17 protein-coding genes are annotated in these 20,700 nt (G+C 44.5%); 4 read left to right on the top strand and 13 right to left on the bottom strand.

Annotated elements, in window-relative coordinates; all coding sequences use genetic code 11:
* The 8 genes from rplR to L1271_RS17570 all read right to left on the bottom strand — a co-directional run bounded on the left by rplR (position 1) and on the right by L1271_RS17570 (position 4,339).
* On the bottom strand, positions 1–351 hold the full coding sequence (gene rplR / locus L1271_RS17605) for a 50S ribosomal protein L18 (protein ID WP_010378271.1): 351 nt from the start codon (positions 349–351) through the stop codon (positions 1–3).
* Between the two features lie 9 nt (positions 352–360).
* Complete coding sequence (rplF, locus tag L1271_RS17600) at positions 361–891, bottom strand: 50S ribosomal protein L6 (protein ID WP_102057674.1); 531 nt, start codon at positions 889–891, stop codon at positions 361–363.
* 13 nt (positions 892–904) lie between these two features.
* On the bottom strand, positions 905–1,297 hold the full coding sequence (gene rpsH / locus L1271_RS17595; protein WP_010378266.1) for a 30S ribosomal protein S8: 393 nt from the start codon (positions 1,295–1,297) through the stop codon (positions 905–907).
* A 20-nt stretch (positions 1,298–1,317) separates the two neighbouring features.
* Entirely contained in the window at positions 1,318–1,623 is a 306-nt protein-coding gene (rpsN, locus tag L1271_RS17590; RefSeq protein WP_010378264.1) for a 30S ribosomal protein S14, read from the bottom strand.
* A 10-nt stretch (positions 1,624–1,633) separates the two neighbouring features.
* Positions 1,634–2,173, bottom strand: a complete 540-nt coding sequence (gene rplE, locus L1271_RS17585) for a 50S ribosomal protein L5 (RefSeq protein ID WP_010378262.1) — start codon at positions 2,171–2,173, stop codon at positions 1,634–1,636.
* A gap of 15 nt (positions 2,174–2,188) precedes the next feature.
* Complete coding sequence (rplX, locus tag L1271_RS17580) at positions 2,189–2,503, bottom strand: 50S ribosomal protein L24 (RefSeq protein WP_010378260.1); 315 nt, start codon at positions 2,501–2,503, stop codon at positions 2,189–2,191.
* 10 nt (positions 2,504–2,513) lie between these two features.
* The gene (rplN, locus tag L1271_RS17575; protein ID WP_010378257.1) at positions 2,514–2,882 is read right to left on the bottom strand and encodes a 50S ribosomal protein L14; all 369 of its coding nucleotides are present in this window, start codon (positions 2,880–2,882) and stop codon (positions 2,514–2,516) included.
* A gap of 617 nt (positions 2,883–3,499) precedes the next feature.
* On the bottom strand, positions 3,500–4,339 hold the full coding sequence (locus L1271_RS17570; protein WP_235368408.1) for a polysaccharide deacetylase family protein: 840 nt from the start codon (positions 4,337–4,339) through the stop codon (positions 3,500–3,502).
* A 167-nt stretch (positions 4,340–4,506) separates the two neighbouring features.
* On the opposite strand from L1271_RS17570, the gene L1271_RS17565 reads away from it, so the two are divergent.
* Positions 4,507–7,059, top strand: coding sequence for a protein kinase domain-containing protein (locus tag L1271_RS17565; protein WP_235368407.1), 2,553 nt, complete (start codon positions 4,507–4,509; stop codon positions 7,057–7,059).
* Here the strand turns inward: L1271_RS17565 and L1271_RS17560 are convergent.
* Positions 7,056–7,520 carry a DP-EP family protein gene (locus L1271_RS17560; protein ID WP_235368406.1) on the bottom strand — a complete coding sequence of 155 codons (465 nt, stop codon included), beginning with the start codon at positions 7,518–7,520 and terminating at the stop codon, positions 7,056–7,058. The two genes, L1271_RS17565 and L1271_RS17560, sit on opposite strands and share 4 nt — an antisense overlap.
* A 239-nt stretch (positions 7,521–7,759) precedes the next feature.
* Entirely contained in the window at positions 7,760–9,703 is a 1,944-nt protein-coding gene (locus tag L1271_RS17555) for an AsmA family protein (RefSeq protein ID WP_235368405.1), read from the bottom strand.
* Between the two features lie 199 nt (positions 9,704–9,902).
* Here L1271_RS17555 and L1271_RS17550 point away from each other — a divergent pair, with 199 nt between their 5' ends.
* Both L1271_RS17550 and L1271_RS17545 read left to right on the top strand, forming a co-directional pair.
* Positions 9,903–11,069, top strand: coding sequence for a hypothetical protein (locus L1271_RS17550; protein WP_235368404.1), 1,167 nt, complete (start codon positions 9,903–9,905; stop codon positions 11,067–11,069).
* Positions 11,070–11,338: 269 nt separating this feature from the next.
* A complete protein-coding gene (locus tag L1271_RS17545; protein ID WP_010378243.1) occupies positions 11,339–12,010 on the top strand; it encodes a TorF family putative porin in 672 nt (223 codons plus the stop codon).
* 91 nt (positions 12,011–12,101) lie between these two features.
* Here L1271_RS17545 and L1271_RS17540 read toward each other — a convergent pair whose 3' ends face one another.
* From L1271_RS17540 to purT, 3 genes are all read right to left on the bottom strand, one after another.
* Positions 12,102–13,202: a hypothetical protein gene (locus L1271_RS17540; protein ID WP_235368403.1), complete on the bottom strand. Its 1,101-nt coding sequence runs from the start codon at positions 13,200–13,202 to the stop codon at positions 12,102–12,104.
* Positions 13,203–13,476: 274 nt separating this feature from the next.
* The gene (locus tag L1271_RS17535; protein ID WP_235368402.1) at positions 13,477–14,370 is read right to left on the bottom strand and encodes an aldo/keto reductase; all 894 of its coding nucleotides are present in this window, start codon (positions 14,368–14,370) and stop codon (positions 13,477–13,479) included.
* Positions 14,367–15,554 (bottom strand): formate-dependent phosphoribosylglycinamide formyltransferase, encoded by a 1,188-nt coding sequence (purT, locus tag L1271_RS17530; protein WP_235368401.1) that lies wholly within the window; start codon positions 15,552–15,554, stop codon positions 14,367–14,369. The genes L1271_RS17535 and purT overlap by 4 nt, the downstream gene beginning before the upstream one ends.
* Before the next feature lie 162 nt (positions 15,555–15,716).
* On the opposite strand from purT, the gene L1271_RS17525 reads away from it, so the two are divergent.
* Positions 15,717–20,699 carry a non-ribosomal peptide synthetase gene (locus tag L1271_RS17525; RefSeq protein WP_235368400.1) on the top strand — a complete coding sequence of 1,661 codons (4,983 nt, stop codon included), beginning with the start codon at positions 15,717–15,719 and terminating at the stop codon, positions 20,697–20,699.
* Position 20,700: the final 1 nt, after the last annotated feature.

Here is a 20,700-nt window from a genome sequence, read left to right as displayed (position 1 = left end):
CTAGAATTGCAGACCGGCTTCGCGCGCAGCATCAGCTAGCGCCTTCACACGGCCGTGATATTTAAAGCCACTGCGATCAAAAGCGATTTTTTCAACGCCTTTGTCAGCTACGCGCTCAGCGATTGCTTTACCAACTGCTTGAGCCGCTTCGATGTTGCCTGTGCCTTTAACTGTTTCAACAATTGCTTTTTCAACAGTAGAAGCAGCAGCCAGTACATTACCCTCAGCATTGATTACTTGAGCGTAAATGTGACGTGGCGTGCGGTGGATAACAAGACGTGTTGTGCCTTGTTCGATAATATTTCTACGAGTGCGCTTAGCACGACGTAGACGAGCTGTTTTCTTATCCATCGTCTTACCTTACTTCTTCTTAGCCTCTTTACGACGCACGTGCTCATCAGCGTAACGTACACCTTTACCTTTATAAGGCTCTGGTTCACGGTATGAGCGGATGTTAGCAGCTGTTTGACCAACTAACTGCTTGTCTGCGCCTTTAACAACAATTTCAGTCTGGCTTGGAGCTTCGATAGTGATACCTGTTGGGATCTCGAAGTTCACTGGGTGAGAAAAGCCAAGGGTTAAATCTAATGTATTACCCTTAACTGCCGCACGGTAACCAACACCTACTAGCTGTAGTTTCTTCTCATAACCATCGTTAACACCAACAATCATGTTGTTGATTAGCGCGCGTGCAGTACCAGCTTGAGCCCAAGCATTAGCAACTTCACGAGGAGCTGTAGTGATAACGTTGTCGTTTAGTGAAACTTCAACCGCATCGTTGATTGTGCGAGTTAATTCACCGTTCTTGCCTTTAACTTTGATGTCCTGGCCGTTAATTGTAACTTCAACACCGGCAGGAACATTGATTGGAGCCTTCGCTATACGAGACATAGTTCCCCTCCGATTAAGCTACAAAGCCAATGATTTCACCACCAACGCCAGCGGTACGCGCAGCGCGGTCTGTCATCAGGCCTTTAGAAGTTGATACGATAGCGATACCTAGACCACCCATTACCTTAGGTAATTCGTCACGTCTCTTATAGATACGTAGACCAGGGCGGCTAACACGCTGGATGTTTTCGATTACAGCTTTGCCTTCGAAGTACTTAAGTTCGATAGTCAATTCTGCTTTTACGTCACCAGATACTGCGAAGTCAGTGATATAACCTTCGTCTTTAAGTACCTTAGCTACAGCTACTTTCAGCTTTGAAGTTGGCATTGAAACAGATACCTTCTTCGCAGACTGACCGTTACGGATACGTGTGAACAAATCCGCAATTGGATCTTGCAAGCTCATGTCTTACTCCCGTGATTCTATTACCAACTAGCCTTTTTAAGGCCAGGAATTTCACCGCGCATCGCTGCTTCGCGAACTTTAATACGGCTTAAGCCGAACTTGCGAAGGTAACCATGAGGGCGGCCCGTGATGTTACAACGATTACGTTGACGTGAAGGGCTAGAATCGCGTGGTAAAGACTGTAGCTTTAACACTGCATCCCAACGCTCATCATCAGATGCATTAACATCGCTGATGATAGCTTTTAACGCAGCACGCTTTTCAGCATACTGAGTAACTAATTTAGCACGTTTTACGTCACGTGCTTTCATTGAATTCTTTGCCATAACCCTACCCTTACTTTTTGAATGGGAAGTTGAACGCTTCTAACAACGCACGGCCTTCGTCATCTGTTTTCGCAGAAGTAGTGATTGTGATATCCATACCGCGAACGCGGTCTACTTTATCATAATCGATTTCTGGGAAGATGATTTGTTCACGTACGCCCATAGAGTAGTTACCGCGACCGTCAAAAGACTTTGCGCTAACACCGCGGAAGTCACGAATACGTGGCATCGCGATAGAGACTAAACGCTCTAGGAAATCCCACATACGCTCGCCGCGTAGGGTTACTTTACAGCCAATTGGGTAACCTTCACGGATCTTAAAGCCAGCAACTGATTTGCGTGCTTTCGTCACTAGAGGCTTCTGACCAGAGATTGATTCTAGGTCTGCTACTGCGTTTTCTAGAATTTTCTTGTCAGCTAGGGCTTCGCCCACACCCATGTTAAGTGTGATCTTTTCGATCTGAGGGACTTGCATGACAGAGCTGTAACCGAACTTCTCTTGAAGCTCTTTTACCACTTTGTCTTTGTACACTTCATGCAGTTTCGCCATCGTCTACTCCAACTATTAAATAGTTTTACCGGTAGACTTGAAGAAACGGACTTTTTTACCGTCTTCAAATCTAAAACCTACACGATCCGCTTTGCCAGTTTCGGCATTGAAAATCGCTACGTTTGATACGTCGACTGACGCTTCTTTCTCAACAACACCGCCAGCTTGCTGTAGTTGTGGTACAGGCTTCTGGTGTTTCTTGATGATGTTAACGCCTTCAACAAATACTCGGCCAGTTTCAGTAACAACTGAAAGCACTTTACCGCGCTTACCTTTGTCTTTACCGGCTAGTACGATTACTTCGTCATCACGACGGATTTTTGCTGCCATGATCGACTCCTTATAGTACTTCTGGTGCTAGTGAAACGATCTTCATGAACTTTTCAGTACGAAGTTCACGAGTCACAGGGCCGAAGATACGAGTACCAATAGGCTGTAAGTTATCATTTAAGATAACAGCCGCATTGCTATCGAAACGGATTAAAGAGCCGTCTGGACGACGTACGCCTTTTTTAGTACGCACTACTACTGCGTTTTTAACATCACCTTTCTTCACTTTGCCGCGAGGAATCGCTTCTTTAACAGAAACTTTAATGATGTCGCCAACCGCTGCGTAGCGACGGTGCGAACCACCAAGGACTTTTATACACTGCACTTTGCGAGCGCCGCTGTTATCAGCAACGTCCAGCTGAGTTTGCATTTGGATCATCTTAATGACCTCCGGTGTAGTTACAACTCGCCTAGATTTCGTTCAAAATCAAGGCATTTAGGTTAAATTCCACTCAAAAAACTGTGATTATGTCTTTCAAGGGCGGGCAATTGTATCAGCAATGTCGCATCAAAGATAGTTCAATTTTTAATTAATTTAACGCGTTAACATGACGTACCGATTACAGTTTGAGGATATGGCGGCAAGCAATCGAGAATTCAACCACTTGCGCAAATATTAAACAAAGTTTACAGCGAAAATTTTATTTCGATTATTGTTTAGGCATATCGCTTAGTAGGCTGTGAACAAGAATTTCTCATCCTTTTCTCACAAACAAGCTCAAGCTTTGAGCAAACAGCTATATGGAGCGACGAGAGAATTTTAGAAATCGTCAAGTCGAGATAAATCTCGACCTACGGCTCTCTTTTACTTTTGATGTAATCACCCACATTGCTTACGGTGTCTAACCAATAACCGTTTTTAGGGTTCTGTGAGAAGTCGAGATAAATCTCGACCTACGACTCTCTTTTACTTTTGATGTAATCACCCACATTGCTTACGGTGTCTAACTAATAACCGTTTTTAGGGTCCTGTGAGAAGTCGAGATAAATCTCGACCTACGGCTCTCTTTTACTTTTGATGTAATCGCCCACATTGCTTACGGTGTCTAACCAATAACCGTTTTTAGGGTCCTGTAAGTAAGGAATAAGCTGGTCTAACATTTTGGTGTCGACGGTGTACATGCCTTTTTCGCCCACCTCATGTCCAGCAAGAATTATCCAACTGTTATTCGCCCTAAGATGCTCCAGTAGCCCTTTTAGTTCTTCAAAGCTAACACCGTCCATCCTGATTCCGGTGAGTTGCGCAAAGTCAGTATAAGTTGGGTGGTTAGCGGTTTCATCTAACCACGTGCGGCCACTGTCAAAATGCTTCGCAATCACAGGCACATAACTTTTTACTTCAGCGCCGCGACCAACAAAGGTATTACCACAAGGGTATGCAAAGCTTCTAGGTGTTACGCCCAAATGCTTTTCAATATATTTTGTGGTGCTTACTACATCCCGTTCTATGTAGGCCAAATCAACCTGTTCGAGTCCTTTGTCCTTTTCCCTTAGCCAGGCAAAGTTGCCCGTACATAAGTGTTCACTGGTGTGATTACCTATTTCATGCCCCTGCTTCACAGCGGCTTGCCACAATGCGAGCTTTTCCTTCACCTGTGGTGGCATAACATAAAATGTGCCTTTCACCTTGTGGCGATTGAGTTGCGGCACTCCCACATCAACTTGACTTGGTCTTGCATCATCAAACGTAAGGCTTATTGCGTTACGAGCGTTATTGGGGTAACTAAAGGTTTGTTTGTTATCTGCCGCTATACTAGACGTATTCACGAGCAGAGCGCTTGCCATCATGGCGGCCAAACTGAAGTGAGAAACTAAATTAGAAGATAACTTTGCCATTTGTTTGTCCTTATTGTTATTTATCCTTATAACCTACATGCGGCTGTGAGTATGACAAAGTGTTAAATTTTCAACTTGTTATTTGCGACTAAGCCCAACGCAAATGGTACTAATTTAGTATTTTTAGCGATACACTAACCCCAATAATAAAAGAGAAAGACAGCGCTGTGTTGAAGTTAGAAGAATACTATCAGGACGTGATCTTGCTCGCCGAAGGCGGAATGAGCAAAGTGTACCTTGCTACCGACAAAAAATTAGGCCGCCGAGTGGCGGTAAAGGTGATATCACTAACTCAGCACACGCAATCAGATGCACTCAACGAAGCCCGCCTGTTAGCGCGTTTTAACCATCCAAATATAGTACAAATTTATGATGTATTTGAAAGCGATGGGCTAATGGCTTTGGAAATGGAATATGTGCAAGGTGCAACTTTACAGCACTACACAAAAACACACGTATTAACTACCGAGCAAAAAGTCGAGCTACTAAGCCATATTGCCGATGGCCTAGCCTCAGCTCATGGCCAGAACATTCTTCATTTAGACTTAAAACCTGGCAATATACTGGTTAATGAACAGAGCATAGCCAAAATTGCCGACTTTGGTATTTCACAATTAGAAGACAACCAAGCCTCTCGTCCACATACCAGTTACGGTAGTCTCACAGCAATGTCACCAGAGCAACTTCGTGATGAAACGCTAGACAGTCGCAGTGACTTATTCTCATTTGGGCTAATAGCTTATCAATTGTTAGCAGGACATCATCCTTATTTCGAACAAGCTGACGATGGTAGTGACAAGTCTATTGCTGAACAGATCAAGTTCCAGCCATTAAAAGCCAGTGCTAAACGTATTTTAGATATTCCCCCTGCACTGGCACAGCTCATTGATCGCTTATTGCAATACGACAAAAACGCTCGCCCAAGTAGCGCGAATGAAGTCAGTCAGCAGCTAAAGCAAATTTTACACGCCTTTAGCTACGATAACAGCGAAGCGACAGTGTCACTTGAACAAATAGAGCTACGAGATAGAGCCAGAGAGAAAGCCAAAGCACGTAAAAAGCAACTAGGTATTGCAGTACTTTTCACCTTTTTAGTGTGCTTAGCCGTTGGTGGGTATTGGTATTGGCAGGAAACCAAACCCAAGGTTTATATTGCAGCGCTACCGATAAAATTCACAAACTCTTTTCAACTACTTGAAGCGCATCAACAAAACATCGAGTTAGCAATTAACGACGCACTTAAACAACATTTTTTAAGTAATAATGATTACGTCTTCATTTCAGACAGTGAAGTAGAGCAAACACAAAAGTTTATTGGTGTTGAAGCACCATTAAAGGCATTGGGGCGAGCGTTAAATAGTAATGAGCTCATTACGATAAAACTAGACTGTAATATTCAAAGCTGTGACATCGTTATCGACTTAGTTGATGCGTCTAATGGAGCCTTAATTAGTAGTGCGCGAACGATGACATCGAGTGAAAACTACAGTCGTGTTTTTGCTATTACAGCCTCGGCCCTCACTTCATTAACCGGAGGCTCAACTGATTTAGCCACTAGCAATAAAACATTACTGAATAACTACGCCACACTGCATAATGCTAGTTTAGTAAAAGATGCGGACCGCGCTACGATATTAAAAGAGTTAACAACGCTGATTGATACTGCGCCGGACTTCCTGCCGCTGTATTCACTTTACTCTGAACTCGCGACTCAGTTGTATGAAGATAGTTCAAATGATCAAATACTTCTAAACTGGGAACAAGTATTACAGCAAGCCCCCAAGAGATTAAAAGCAAGTACAATTATTCAAGGTTCCTATCTCGATTTTTATGCGTTTGCAAAAGACAAAATCCGTGCCAAAGGAACCTTTTTAGCCATTCAGAATTCAGCCAAGGACGAGTATCAAAAGCATGCACTTATCAGCATCTACTATCATTTAATAAACGATTACGCTTCGGCACTTCATCACACTGAGCTTGCCTATGAACTTAGACCGACCTTAAAAGTCATCCGCAATGCAGCTCTGTTCAACATGAAGCTTGGCCAGTATGAAGAAGCCTTACCTTACTTACGGGCAGCCAGCCATTACGGCCCTGATAACCTGAAAACACTGAAGGCCATTGCCGATATCTCTCTTCTACTTGGTAAGCTCCATGACGCAGAAAAATCTTATCAGGCTCTAGTTAAGCGCTCATATACAAGTACGGCTACCTTTAATAATTATGCCATTGTATTGATGCTATTAGGTGATTTAGAGCGGGCACTAGAGTTTGCTGAACGAGCCTCTCAGTTGGCGCCCAGCAATGTAGAAATCTTACTTAACTACGCAGACATTTACTCACTAATGGGTGAGAAGGCGAAAGCCAGTGAAGTGTATCTGCAAATTTTAGCCAGTGATCCAGCAAGCCAAGTTGAAGTCGTGCGCATCCAAGCTTTAGCACACCTAGGTAAGCACCAAGAGGCATTAATAGCAATTGATGAATATTTGGCTGAGTATCCCGATTCAGCTGAAGCTTTTTACGTAAAATCGTTAATTCAAACCCTGATAGAAGAAAAGTATTCCGCGATGGCTTCACTGAAAAAAAGCATTGATTTAGGCTGGAGCCCGTCTTTTTATCGCCTGTCATGGTTCAGGACACTATGTCACTCGCCATCACTTGAATTAAGAATTGGCACAGAACATTTTACCTATCTGTGCCAAATGCAAATTACGAATTAACCTGGACCATCTGGGTTGTCAATTATCACCCTTGGATCTTGAGAGAAATAACGCACAGCACCATTTGCGGAGTCATATTGAGCAACAAGTCTGAACTCAATATTCGAGTTGTTATTGTCTACGAGTGTAACAACCCTCGCATCAGGGTTAGCTGAAAGCGCTTTGATATCATTTTCACTTAGCGTATTCGCAACATTCAATGCTTCAATCTTCACCTCAACCGTTGACTCATCTTTTAATGTGCTTGTAAGGTTATAATTGAAATTGTCTTGCGCTTCGGTAAAAAAAGTACCGTTTTCAGCAAAGCTCCAGCCGGCTTCATCAGTAACGAGCTTATAAGTTAGAACAGCGCTTTCACCCTGAGCTAATTTAAGTTCAACTGGTTTATCGTCATTTGAAAATATCCAGTTACCCTCAGCTTTTGGGGTCACCGTGTATTCGAGTAAAGTAGGTGTACTCATTCTTTTATCCTTCGTTTGTTTATAGAGCTATTCGCATCTATCTAAGCACATGAATAGCAGTAATTCTATTACAGCTGGTTACAACTTATAGGCATAAGTCATCATAAGCTCACTATAACTGCATATAGATAATTCACTCGCGATAAATATAGAACAAGGGCTACCATCGGCAAGCCCTTGTTTAGCTGAAATTGATTTAAAACAAACAGATGAGCTGTTTATTGAAGCGTCATAAAGATCTATCCACCAAACAAACCTTTAAGTTTGTCTTTTACCTTATCCTTAACCTTGTCTTTGGCTTTGTCTTTTGCCGCTTCTTTTAGGTCTAAGCTAGTTTCAACTTTGTGGAATGGACCTTTGATCCGCACCGGAATTTTAAAACCGGTACTGTCATCGCTGCTGGCTTGCCCTTCAATGGTATCAACAATTCCAGTCACCACACGATAATCAACTAAAGTTTGTGGTAAATCAACGGTGCCCTTGCCTGTCACTCGTAGTAACGGGCTTGCCAACGAGAAGTCATCGTTTTGACCTACACCTTTGGTAAAGACAAAGGTGCCAGTCATGGCTGAGAAGTCGGTTTTTTGATCTGGGTCGAAATTAGCATTGAGTCCTTGCGATACCGAAGAGAAATCGCCTTTGAGCATCTCTTTGCCCTTACGGATCATCTCAGCAAGGTTTGCGCCTTTTACGCCACCATCTTTGAACTCAAAACCTAATTTACCACCAAGGGCATTCACAAATTGCTTTTGACTGACACCTTGTGTGTTTAACGCCCAATTAAGACTACCTTTACCCAATACTTTGTCAAAGCCAATGGCATCAGTCAGTAGTGGCTCGGCATTAATTGCCGTTAACGCAAAGTCAGTACTGATGGCATAAGGTTTTGCTGCTGCATTTACAACGACCTTACCTTTACCCTGACCTTCATAGGCTTGGAATTTATCTAGGCTCAGTGTTGCCTTACCTGAGTTAAGTACTAGACTGATTTGGTTTTCGCCAAGCTTAATTTCTCTCGCACGTAGCCCTGTAGAGGTGATCTTCACATTCGCATTGAGGCTATTAAGTGCTGACAAATCAATTGCAGTGTCATCCCACACGATAGGCTGTGCTGGTGCGCCTTCTGACTCAGGTTGCGTTTGTGATTTTTCCACAGGTTCTGGCAAATAAGGGTTAAGATCTAACATGCCAAGGTCAACACTCGCGGTAATATCAGGCTTACCTGAGAGGGTGACTTTACTTTGACCTTTTATTACCAATTCGTCCAAGGTTGCCTCTAAGGCATTGAGAGTAAAGACTTGCCCTTGCATCGTCATTTTGGCGTTTAGGCCAAAGTCGTTGAACGCATTTTCTTTGGCTTTTAGATCAACGCCCTGCCACTTAGCTAGCGCTTTTACCGAGTCGCCAGACAAGGCTAATTGACCGCGAATGGTTTTACCTTGCTCTGCAATTTCACCTTTATAGTCAAGGTTGAACAGCGCTGATTTTACTTGTTGTTCAACATTAAAGGTTTCACCTTCGATCGCCTTTGCTGGATTATCGAGTGTAGTAACTAGGTTAAAAGTTTGACCTTGAAAAGTCAGCTTACCGTCGACTTCTAATGGTTGGTACAGTGACGATAACATCACGCTAATGTCTAAATCAGTTACCTGATATTCAGCGCCTGTCACACCGTCAAGATAAGTCACCGAGCCACCATAAATCGCCACTTCGCCAAGGCTAACATCTAAGCCTTCCGGTAACTGCATATTACCTTTTGAGCTGGTTTGCGCCGTGGGCGTGTTTTCTGCACTGGTGGGTAGCAACTGCCAGTTAGCATTACCTTGTTTGTCGGTTTCTAGAATAATTTTAGGATTATTTATCACAAAGCGCTCAAGCTTAGCTTCGCCTGACAGCGCACTTAACCACGGAATATGTACGGCAAGTTGCTCCATGGCGAACATATCTGGGCGACTGCCCGTTGCCATGTTGGCAAATCGCACTTGGTTTAGCTCAATGTGCAGCGTTGGGAAAATACCGATGTCAGAGTCGCCATCGATCGACAGTTTTCTACCTGTCACTGACTCAACCTGTGACGTGACTTGGTCAATAATTGCCTGTTTGGGGATTAAAAACGGGGCTGCGATAACAAGAATAATAATAAGCGCGACAATGGCGCCTACGATTTTAACTAGCCGGTTCATTGCTTTTCCTTCGTAAGGCTTGGTTCTCTTTATGATAACGGCTGTAGTCGAATATACCATGAATAAAGGCAAATAATTTGTACTGAGCGATTGCAACCTTTTGACTAATCGGTATGATCCTCGCCCTTGCCAGTTTTTAGCATCATTAGCTATATTTTACTGGTTGGTTTATTAATCAAACTTGGAGTATCTAACCCGCATGAAGAAACTGCTCATATCACCGTCAAACATGGCCTTGGGCGAACAAGAAAGTCAGATTTATCAAAATATCCTCAAACAGGCCACGGAGATCAGCCTTAATCTGATGGCGGTTAAAGTGGAAAATCACCCTGAAGATTTTCTTGGTTGGTGTTATGAACTGCTTGATGTGGCGAAAAATCGTATCAATTTTGATTTACTGGATGACCATCAATTACCTACAGTGAAAAAGCTACAAGATCTGCTCATCGCAGCGATTAGCTTTTTACAACTCAAAACGTTACGCATTGCGCCTTGGCCTATGGTGGCTGCATTTATTGCTAGTCACAAAGAAGTGATTGCACTAGATGAGCAATTAAAACTGATTGAGTACCTTAAACCAATGCGCAGCACTCCACTTAAAGACATGATCAAAGAAGATCGCCTCGCCTTTAGCGGTAAGCATGCTGCAAATTTAGATACCAGCGTGTATCAGTTTGACGTGGAGTGGTTTGCCTCCACCAAAAGTGCAAAAGGCTTTCACCAATTATTAGACGACCTTCCGGGTGCTTTTGATGAAGCGCTAGCCGCAATCCCGGCAGAAGGTGACGTGACGCTCGAACATTACCAGTCATTTATGGTGGGGTATTTAAGCGCTTTTGCTGGCAGCGAGGAAAAGCCAACGCTTGCACCAGCTACTCGCCTATTAGCAATGCGTCGCCCTGATGTGTTCACTCCAATAACCTCGAGCAAGCTTGACGCTTTGTGCCAAGCGCTTGGTGTTGCTAAACTTAACAATCGCGATTTTGAGCGTTACTGGACCGATGTCGTCAGCACCATTAAAGCAATGCCATGGTATACGATGGCCGCTCCTGTGGATGAGTTTGAAACGCAACTTGCTGAAATTAAAGCGCTGCTACCATGCCTGTTTTATTACGCGGATAAAGACACCGCCACTAACTCCAATTACTTTAAGCTGCTGCATAAACCTCAGCGCAACGGCACCAGTGGTGGCAAAAAAACAGTACGCCGCGGTAAAGAGTCAGCAGAAGTGTTAGTCGACCGCGCGCTCGCGGATGAGTCTATTCCAGAGCATATTCGCACCAAACGTGACTCGATAGTCGCTGAAGTGGAAAAAGGCCGCAGTGTTGATGAAACCATCAGCCTAATGCGCACCATCTTTGGATAACTAACCTAAACTTCAATAACGGCTAGCGCAATCCATAGCTTGCATTAATATCGTGCAAGCTATGGTACTTTGCACCAGCCATGTGCAACATTTATGCAAATCACTCTGTCCTACTTTCGAAACTCAGAAATTAAATGCTAATATTTTTAATAACATAGAATAAATTCTCCGTTATTTTCCGACATTGGCCTCCCCCTTGCACTTACTCTTTGCAGAAAATGCAATGACAACAACCGAATAATAACTCTGCGTTCAATGGGGAAAACAGAATGAAAAACAAACCTTTGCTTATGCTACTCGGCGGCCTGACTGCGTGCTTTTGTGTCTCTGCTCAGGCGGAAGTGACCGCGAATATTGCGGCAAGCTCAAATTATTACTGGCGTGGTATCACCCAGACTGATGACGGTGCAGCGGTGTCTGGCGGCTTGGATTATAGCAATGAGTCAGGGTTTTATGCAGGCACTTGGGTCTCTAACATCGACTTTGGCGACTCCGCCAGTTACGAAATGGATCTGTACGCGGGTTACGCTGGCGAAATCAAGGGCATGAGTTTTGATTTCGGTTATATCCACTACGCCTATCCCGATGCCAGTGGAGATATTGATTTTGGCGAGATTTACGCCGCGCTTGGCTGGCAATACTTTACGTTTAAACTCAGCCACCTAGCCACAGCGCAAAGCGACTCAACCACAGAAGAAGACATGCTATATGCCGAAGTGTCGGCCAGCTTCCCCATTTTTAAAGACAGTGAATTAACTCTACATATTGGTCGCTCCAGCGGAGATACAGTGCTTGAGTGGACAGGAGAAGACGACGCTTATATGGATTACGGGGTGAGTTTATCTACGCAAGGTTTTACCTTCGGATTAGTAAAAACCGACCTAGACAGTAGTGACGATATTAAAGCATACGTAAGTTATGGATTAGATTTTAATCTGTGATGACCAAAGGTGAGCGGTCCTGTGACAGCCGCATCACCTTATTTTTTACTTGCTGCAACACGTAGGGCCGAAAGGCCCTTTTTTTAATTCTTCAACATTCTGAGTTTGGAACATTAAAAACGTACTGTAATTCATTGCGAGAATTGTAAAAATGAATTGTGCAACCTGTTACCTTACTGCTGTCTCCAGACTCTAGCGGAATTCCACCTGGATTACCAAACCGAGTCGCCGAACCATCCTTAAGTTTCAACTGTCCGAACTGACTTAATTTTTCTAGCTGGTATAAAACACACTCATTAGTAATTTCTTGCGGCCCATGAAGTGCTTGCAATAGCGTCGTAATTCTTTTCCCCCCAGCAACTCGCGAATGAGCTTTATTCAACTTAATACCCAGTAAAGGTACATTTTCAGCATCCCAACCGATATGATCTATGCTCAACGCTAGCACATCACGAAATGAGCTAGACTCTTCATTTTCATAAAACGTCTTAGCATAAACTAGCGGTTGCTCATGTTCAGGTATACTGACTGACACACTCGCTCCAAAATGAGATAGACTCACGGAACCTCCAGTGAAACGCGCGCCTTGATAAATTCTCTTATTAACATCAATACCGTCACCCATCCCAACTGTAATCTCAGCCAACGCAAGCTCCTCCAGTGCCATCATTTTTGAGGGGTCGAGCAAAGTTGCTAGCGCAGAATTTGATGGGCACGATTGTTCTGGCTGCTGAGCCTGACTACGCACGTTTGACAAACCATAACGACTCACATTCTGACTTGAGGTAGTTGCTAGTACGTGCTTCATCTCTTCATAAAAACTGGCCGCCTCTGCAAAGACCTTTTTTTGTACTTCCGTTAACGAAAAGGCAGTCACTTTGACATCATAGGGTAAAAAATCTTCATGCGTAACCCAAAAACCGTAAGTCGTTCCACTTGAAGGGTGTACAAGAAAAACCTGTTTTTTTGCAGAAGTACACTGCATGTTTTCAGGGGTCATAGGCGCGCTAGGTTTTAATGGATAGCAGCTTTTTTGTGGTGCATAAGTTTTAGCCATTTGCTGAGCTTTACTTTCAGATGTACATAAGCTGCAAAACTGGCCTCGATAATCAGACGCACTCGAATTCGCAAATACAGGTCTGGTGGCCAATATGCACATCAAGAATAGCACCGCTGAGATTATACATTTCATTTATTTAACTCCTTTTTAGAAATGAAAGTACAAAATAATCAAAAGAAGAGACAATATACAAGTAGTTTGAGATAAGTATTAAAGTTCAAAAGTCGTGCTCTCAGCTACTGCGAAGCTATCTATGTTTACTAGGAAAAACTTCGCTATTCATTTGTTCTAATTGATAAATTTTTAACAAACTACGATACCTGGGGTTTGAATGCAACTGATATTATAACTGGCTCAAATTTATTGCCGTGGTTTGCCCCAAATAACTTCAGGGCAAACTAATCGGTTATGGTACGCTATGCCCGGTGGACGCCGTCCAAATGCGATACCACTGCTCGCGACTCATGCTAAGTGACTGTGAAGCAAACGCGCTGGCAACTCGAGTGATATTTCCCGTTCCAAGCACAGTGGCAGGTTTCGATGGATGCATGGCAAGCCATGCGTAGATCACTTGATCAATTTCAGTGCTACCAATCTCTTCACCCACTTGCTGTAGCACCGCACGCAGTCGTTCGGCTTTTTCATCTTCGCTGGAGAATATTCTCCCCCCTGCCAGCGGCGACCACAGCATAGGATTCATGCCTAGTTGTTGGCACTGATCAAGCGTGCCATCGTCAAGCGCTTTCATCTCATAAGGTGAAAACTCAATTTGGTTAGTCACTAAAGCGAAATCGAGTCTCGATTGCAATAAGGCAAGCTGGCTCGGTGTAAAGTTCGAGACCCCAAAATGCAGCACATCGCCGTTTTGTTTGAGGGTATTAAACGCATCGGCAACTTCATCAGCATCCATCAGATAATCCGGGCGATGGATCAACAACACATCTAACCTATCCGTGCCGAAATGCTTTAGTGACTGCTGCGCTTGGGCAATGATATGCGCCTTACTCGAATCATAGTGGTTCGCCTTTCCCGCTAGTCCCAAGCTTGGAAATGCGGGCTTAATGCCACATTTAGTGATGATCCGAATGTGCTCTCGAATGCTAGGCTCAAGCGCTAAGGCTTTGCCAAACTCCGCCTCACACTGATACTCACCGTAAATATCAGCATGATCAGTATCGCGTATTCCAAGCTCAATCGCTTGCTTTAAAAAGCGTAAATTTTCTTGCGGCGTAATTTGCCAATCTAATAGCCGCCAAAACCCCAATACTAATGGGTCAAGTACGCGGGTGTTTGAGTTCATAACGTAATTCCTACTGTTGCAGCCACTTGCTTGGCTTTTTCGACAGCACTTTCAGCCGAATCTGAGCGCGCTAACGCCACACCCATTCTACGCTTGCCACTCACCTCGGGTTTACCAAACAAACGAATATCCGTTAGTGGCTCTGCAAGCGCTTGTGCAAGATTGTTGAACTGTAGCTGTGTTGATTCCCCTTCGACAAGGATCACGCTAGATGCCGATGGCCCATTAAAGTGAATAGTGGGGATAGGCAAACCTAAAATTGCCCGAGCATGCAGCGCAAACTCACTTAAGTCTTGCGAGATAAGCGTGACCATGCCGGTATCATGTGGCCTTGGTGAGACTTCGCTGAAGTAAACTTCATCATCCTTAATAAAGAGCTCAACGCCAAACAGACCCCGACCGCCCAGTGCTGCCGTGACTTTTTCAGCCATCGCTTTACTGCGCTCTAGCGCGAGTACTGACATCTGCTGCGGCTGCCAACTTTGCTGATAATCACCATCTTGTTGCACATGTCCAATTGGCTCACAAAAACTCGTGCCATCAATGTGGCGTACCGTCAAAAGCGTAATTTCGTAATCAAAATCAACAAAACCTTCCACAATCACTCTGCCCTGACCTGCACGCCCCCCCTCTTGAGCGTAGTGCCAAGCCGCTTCGATATCCGCGACACTTTTAATCACACTTTGCCCTTTACCTGACGAGCTCATGATAGGCTTAACCACACAAGGTATGCCGATATGCGCGACAGCAGCATTAAAGTCTGCCAAGGTGTCAACAAACTGATAGGGGGAAGTAGCAAGCCCAAGCGTTTCAGCGGCAAGACGGCGGATCCCTTCTCGGTTCATGGTCAGTTGAGTCGCTTTGGCGGTTGGCACAACCGTGTAACCTTCAGCCTCTAATTCCACCAGCTTATCCGTCGCAATGGCTTCGATTTCCGGCACGATATAATCAGGTTGCTCTTGTTCAATAATCGCTTTGAGCTTTTCACCATCCAACATAGACAAGGTATAGCTGCGATCTGCCACTTGCATCGCTGGCGCATTGTCGTAGCGATCTAAGACAATCACTTCTGCACCTAAGCGCTTAAACTCGATAACGACTTCCTTCCCTAACTCACCGCCACCGCAGAGTAATATTTTGCAAGCAGTTGCCGAAAAAGGCGTGCCCAGAGGTTTGATTTTCATGATGATTCCTTGGTTGGTTTGATACCCCATGGTAGCGACTTTTTGTCATATGCAAAAGCTGAGAAGACGGCAATTCAACTCGAAATCACAAAATACACATTTCAAACACATTCTTTACATATCGTACACAAAGAGCATTTTTATATTTAAAGGATTACTTCAATGACTGCCCAGTCTCCTATTGATTACAGCACTCAGCCGCAGATCTTATTAACGCGCGCACTCAACCAATACGCCAATAAAATCGCACTGGTATTTAACGGTACGCAAGTCACCTATCAAGCACTTGAAGAGCTGGTAACACGGGTCGCCACGAATATTCAGCAACAGGTGAGTCTGAGCCAATCTCAATCGCCTTATGTGGCACTATATCTCGAGCGTGGCATTGATATGGTCGTGGGGATCTTAGCGGCAATCAAATCAGGACTGGGTTATATCCCTATTTCCACGGAGGCACCAAAAGCTCGCTGCGAGTTTATTCTTGAAGATAGCCAACCAGCGCTTATCGTCACCCATGGACATTATCAAGCACTGCCACAATTTGGCCACACACCTCAAGTGCTGATCGACTCTCCTGCAACGCAAGCCTTTGTTACTCCTGATTATAAAATGAGTGATATTGCTTATGTGATCTACACCTCGGGCACCACTGGCACGCCAAAAGGCGTAGAAGTACCTTACCAAACCTTACTTTATTTAGCCGAATCACAAATTAACCGTTTTGAGCTAGACCGATTAGACCGCGTTATGATGTTTGCTTCTTATATTTTCGATGCTAGCGTGTTTGAGCTGCTCGTGCATATCATGTTGGGTCAAACTGTATTTGTAACGACAGAAACCGAGCGACGAGATGCCAAAGCGCTGAGCCAATTGATCTCAAAAAATGCGATTCAATTTGGCGCTATCCCTCCTGCATTGCTGGCTTTGATGGATCCCCGAGATTTGCGCTCGATGCGCAAATTAATCGTTGCAGGAGAAACCCCAAATCTAGAAATGCTATCTCGACTTTCAGAAGTCACGCGAGTGTTTAACGGTTATGGTCCTACCGAATATACCGTGTGCACCTGCGCCAATGAATATACCAATGCCGACTCCGAATTTAATATTGGTCAACCCTTTGTGAATACCAGACTTTATGTGCTAGATGAGCAATTGCAACAAGTAGCCAATGGTGCTATCGGTGAGCTCTATATTAGTGGTGCAGGTTTGGCAAAAGGATACTTAAACCGTCCTGAACTCACAAAGTCTCGATTTATCGCAAACCCCTATTATCAAGCAGAAGTAGACCCTGCGCACTTCGCTAGACTTTATAAAACTGGCGACTTAGTTAGTTTTGACGGTGATAATTATCATTTTGTTGGTCGTAATGACAACCAAATTAAGCTACGCGGATTTCGTATTGAGTTAGGTGAAATAGAAAAAGTTGTTGCCCAACATGAGGCGGTAAAACTTGCAAGCTGCCAAGTAGTACAACGAGGTAATGCTAAGTTCTTGGTGGCATTTATCGTTCCCCATAGTAAACCCACAGCAGACCTTGGACAACACATCAGCCAGTTAGCAGAAAAGTTACTGCCAGACTACATGCTGCCAGATCACTATCAATGTTTAGACGCATTACCCATGACCGAAAACGGGAAGGTAGATAGCCGCGCGCTCGCTAATTACGAATTAAGTAGCCAACAAGACCAACCGCAAGATCAGCTGAGCCAAGAACAACAAGATTTTTTAACACAGTTTCAAGGTTTCTGTTTGCCAGGCCTTGGCTGGCAACAAGATTTTTTCCAACAAGGTGGTGACTCCATTTCTGCAATCAACCTTAGCAACCAGTTATTTCAGCAGCTCGGCTTAAGCGTGCCAACACACCTAATCTATCGCTATCGTAGTGCTGGACAAGTATGGCAGGCAATGCAAACTCAACACTTTGAAACCATTGCGATTCCAAAGCGCGATGCTGATTTTGCTGAGGTCGCCCCGCTATCACTGCAACAACGCGCGATTTGGTTTTTAGCCAAAGCCGATCCAAGTGATAAAGCCTATCATGCAAAGTGTACAATCACCTTCAGTGGTGATTTAAATGTACCAGCACTACAAGGTGCATTACAGGATATCGTTGATAACCATGCGATTTTCCGTACTAGCTACGACTTACATGAGCCACTGCAATATATTGCAAAACACTACCAGCAAGACGTGCCTTACTTTGATTTTAGTGAGTATCAAGAAACACAAGCATTAGCTGAGGTCGATAAACTCGTTAATGGTCATATGAATGATATTTTTGCGATTGACCAATTACCGCTAGCGCGCTGGGCAATTGTAAAAATTAGCGAATATAAACATGTACTTATTCATATTGAACATCACTTAGTACATGATGGTTGGTCTTCTAACATCTTCCTTGATCACCTCTTTAGTTGTTATAAGCAGCGCTTACATGGCGCAAGCCAAGGTACTTTGCCTGAAATCACACAATACGCCGATTACGCAGCCTATCAGCATCAATGGTTAGGAACAGAGCAAGCCGAGTTGCAACGCCAATTTTGGAAAGCACAACTACAAGATGCACCGAGCCGTATTAACTTGCCTGTTTCTCGTCTCGGCGAAACCGCCACCGAACGTGGTCGCGCACACCGAGTAAAACTGCCTCGTTCGCTATGGAACAATTTAAAAGCCTACAGCCAAGCGCATCAGATCACGCCATTCGCCGTCGCCCTTGCGGCATTAAATATTGTCCTTTCGCGCTTTAGTGGCGATCAGGATATCTGTATTGGTTCTGGCGTTGCAAACCGAGGCTACACCAATGTGGATGATACCATTGGTATGCTCGTCAGCACCGTAGTGGCGCGAGTTCAGCAAACACCAGAAATGCCTGTTGAACAACTGGTACAGCATTGTTTTGAAGTCAGTAACGACATGCTGGCCAATCAAACCCTACCATTTACTGAAGTCGTCGCGGACGTAAACCCTGAGCGCATCAAAGGCGTCAACCCGTTATTCCAGATCTGTTTTAGCTTCCATGATTCACCACTCCCAGAACTCACGCTTCCGGGGTTAGATGATATTGAGTATTTCGAGGCGATCAGCAGTCAAGCGGCGAAGTTTGAGATTAATATCGTGGTGCTTACCCGTATGGGGCAAGATCAGGATGATTCGGTCACCATGTTATGGGAGTTTGACTTAAACCGCTACGATCCTTGGTTTATCGATGCCTTGAGTGACAACTTCAGTCATATTCTCGCTCAACTTATCAGTGTAGATGGGCAATTACCACTTGAGCAGTTAAGTTTACAAAACCTTGCTGAGCGCGATGTTCAAGCGACACAGCACCAAAGCCAAGATTTGCTGTCACTATTTACGCATCACGCGCAGTCTCGCAACCAGCAAACTGCACTTATCACCAGTCAAATGGAGTTAAGCTACCAGGAGCTAAGTACTCGATCAGACAGTCTGGCTGCACATATTCTTAAGCAGTATGGCACGCTTGAGTATATCGGCCTATACCTGCAGCCCGGCATTGACACAGTGGTTGCAATGCTCGCCATCATGAAAGCTGGCGCCGCTTATGTGCCGCTATCGCCAAGAGCGCCAGCTGCCCGCAATGCTTTTATTATTGACGATGCTCAGCTCAAGTTAGTATTAACTAACACCATAAGTCAGCAAAGCTTGAGCGAAAATGAGCAATCAAATTGGCCACTGTTAAACTTGGATAATACATTCGCGCCTTGCGATATTGCACTTTGCCGACCGTCGCCTGATTCTGCAGCCTACATAATTTACACCTCAGGTACGACGGGCCAACCTAAAGGCGTTATTCAAAGCCATAAAAATGTTGCGCGTTTGCTATCTGCCAGTCAACCGCTTTACCACTTTAATAGCGAAGATACTTGGGTGCTTTATCACGATACGATTTTTGACTTTAGTGTTTGGGAAATATGGGGAGCACTGTGTCATGGCGGTCGGTTGTTTATTCCAAGCTACGAACAAGCAAGAGACAGTTTTGGTTTTGTAAAACAGTGTGAGCAATTTGCTGTCACCGTCCTTAACCAAACTCCAAGTGCATTCTATAATTTTAGTGATATTGCCATTTCTGCGGGCGCGTCACTTGATAGCCTTCGCACTGTGATCTTTGGTGGTGAGCAGCTCAACTACGATAAACTAGCTCCTTGGTGGCAACGTTTTGGTAAACGTATTCAATTGGTCAATATGTACGGTATTACTGAAACCACAGTACATGTCACGTACCAACCTTTGCACCCTAACATGAATACCCAGATTGCTGACATTGGTGTGCCGCTCAATGATATGCAGGCTTGGGTGCTGGATAGTCAGTTACGTCCAGTACCTGTGGGCTGTCCTGGAGAGCTGTTTATCTCTGGTGCAGGTTTGGCGATTGGTTATTTGAATCAGCCAGAACTGAGCGCTACTCGCTTTTTCGAGCTAACGCTAAATGGCAAACTCACCCGCGTTTACAAAACCGGTGATAACGCCAGACTATTGCCAAACGGTCATTTAGAATATCTAGGTCGTTTGGATAACCAAGTGAAGATCAGGGGGCATCGTATCGAGCTTGGTGAAGTCGAATCCCAATTGCTCAGCTGTAGCGGTGTTAAAGAGGCAGCAGTGATCACCTATACACGCCAAAATCAAACGGCGCTAAGTGGCTATGCTGTGATGGAAAGCCATGCTTATTTTGACGCCGAGCTGTTACTTAATTATCTACGAACGCAGCTGCCAGCATATATGATACCGGATAGCATCATCCAACTCACGGCGATGCCACTAACCGTAAACGGAAAGCTAGATAGCAAAGCACTACCGCTGCCGCAGGTGTTATCATCAAACCAATACGCAGCTCCGCGCACTGCGCTTGAACAGACGCTTTGCCAAATTTGGCAAACCACATTAGAACTGGAACAAGTCGGTATCCATGATAACTTCTATCGCCTAGGTGGTAACTCCATCTTAGCGGTGCAGCTCGTACGCAATGCCCATAAATGGCATCAGATTGCGATCCCGTTATCAGCGATTATTGCCAATCCATCAGTCGCGGCTCTGGCTCAACACCTAAACACCATAGAGTTGAGTGATATCACCCAATCTCAGGAGGCACCTGCCACCACCTCTTCACAGGTGATGGAGCTATAGT

Origin of the sequence: Pseudoalteromonas sp. OF5H-5, assembly GCF_021530695.1 — a bacterium.
Lineage (GTDB): Bacteria > Pseudomonadota > Gammaproteobacteria > Enterobacterales > Alteromonadaceae > Pseudoalteromonas.
This window is presented reverse-complemented; position numbering and strand designations above follow the sequence as displayed.

Bases quoted from the DNA above. Each gene is read 5' to 3' on its own strand.
- L1271_RS17560 (WP_235368406.1), bottom strand. From the start codon at position 7,520: ATGAGTACACCTACTTTACTCGAATACACGGTGACCCCAAAAGCTGAG.
- L1271_RS17525 (WP_235368400.1), top strand. From the start codon at position 15,717: ATGACTGCCCAGTCTCCTATTGATTACAGCACTCAGCCGCAGATCTTA.
- rplN (WP_010378257.1), bottom strand. From the start codon at position 2,882: ATGATCCAAATGCAAACTCAGCTGGACGTTGCTGATAACAGCGGCGCT.
- rpsN (WP_010378264.1), bottom strand. From the start codon at position 1,623: ATGGCAAAGAATTCAATGAAAGCACGTGACGTAAAACGTGCTAAATTA.
- rplE (WP_010378262.1), bottom strand. From the start codon at position 2,173: ATGGCGAAACTGCATGAAGTGTACAAAGACAAAGTGGTAAAAGAGCTT.
- L1271_RS17555 (WP_235368405.1), bottom strand. From the start codon at position 9,703: ATGAACCGGCTAGTTAAAATCGTAGGCGCCATTGTCGCGCTTATTATT.
- L1271_RS17535 (WP_235368402.1), bottom strand. From the start codon at position 14,370: ATGAACTCAAACACCCGCGTACTTGACCCATTAGTATTGGGGTTTTGG.
- L1271_RS17570 (WP_235368408.1), bottom strand. From the start codon at position 4,339: ATGGCAAAGTTATCTTCTAATTTAGTTTCTCACTTCAGTTTGGCCGCC.
- rplX (WP_010378260.1), bottom strand. From the start codon at position 2,503: ATGGCAGCAAAAATCCGTCGTGATGACGAAGTAATCGTACTAGCCGGT.
- rplR (WP_010378271.1), bottom strand. From the start codon at position 351: ATGGATAAGAAAACAGCTCGTCTACGTCGTGCTAAGCGCACTCGTAGA.
- L1271_RS17540 (WP_235368403.1), bottom strand. From the start codon at position 13,202: ATGAAATGTATAATCTCAGCGGTGCTATTCTTGATGTGCATATTGGCC.
- L1271_RS17550 (WP_235368404.1), top strand. From the start codon at position 9,903: ATGAAGAAACTGCTCATATCACCGTCAAACATGGCCTTGGGCGAACAA.
- rplF (WP_102057674.1), bottom strand. From the start codon at position 891: ATGTCTCGTATAGCGAAGGCTCCAATCAATGTTCCTGCCGGTGTTGAA.
- L1271_RS17545 (WP_010378243.1), top strand. From the start codon at position 11,339: ATGAAAAACAAACCTTTGCTTATGCTACTCGGCGGCCTGACTGCGTGC.
- rpsH (WP_010378266.1), bottom strand. From the start codon at position 1,297: ATGAGCTTGCAAGATCCAATTGCGGATTTGTTCACACGTATCCGTAAC.
- purT (WP_235368401.1), bottom strand. From the start codon at position 15,554: ATGAAAATCAAACCTCTGGGCACGCCTTTTTCGGCAACTGCTTGCAAA.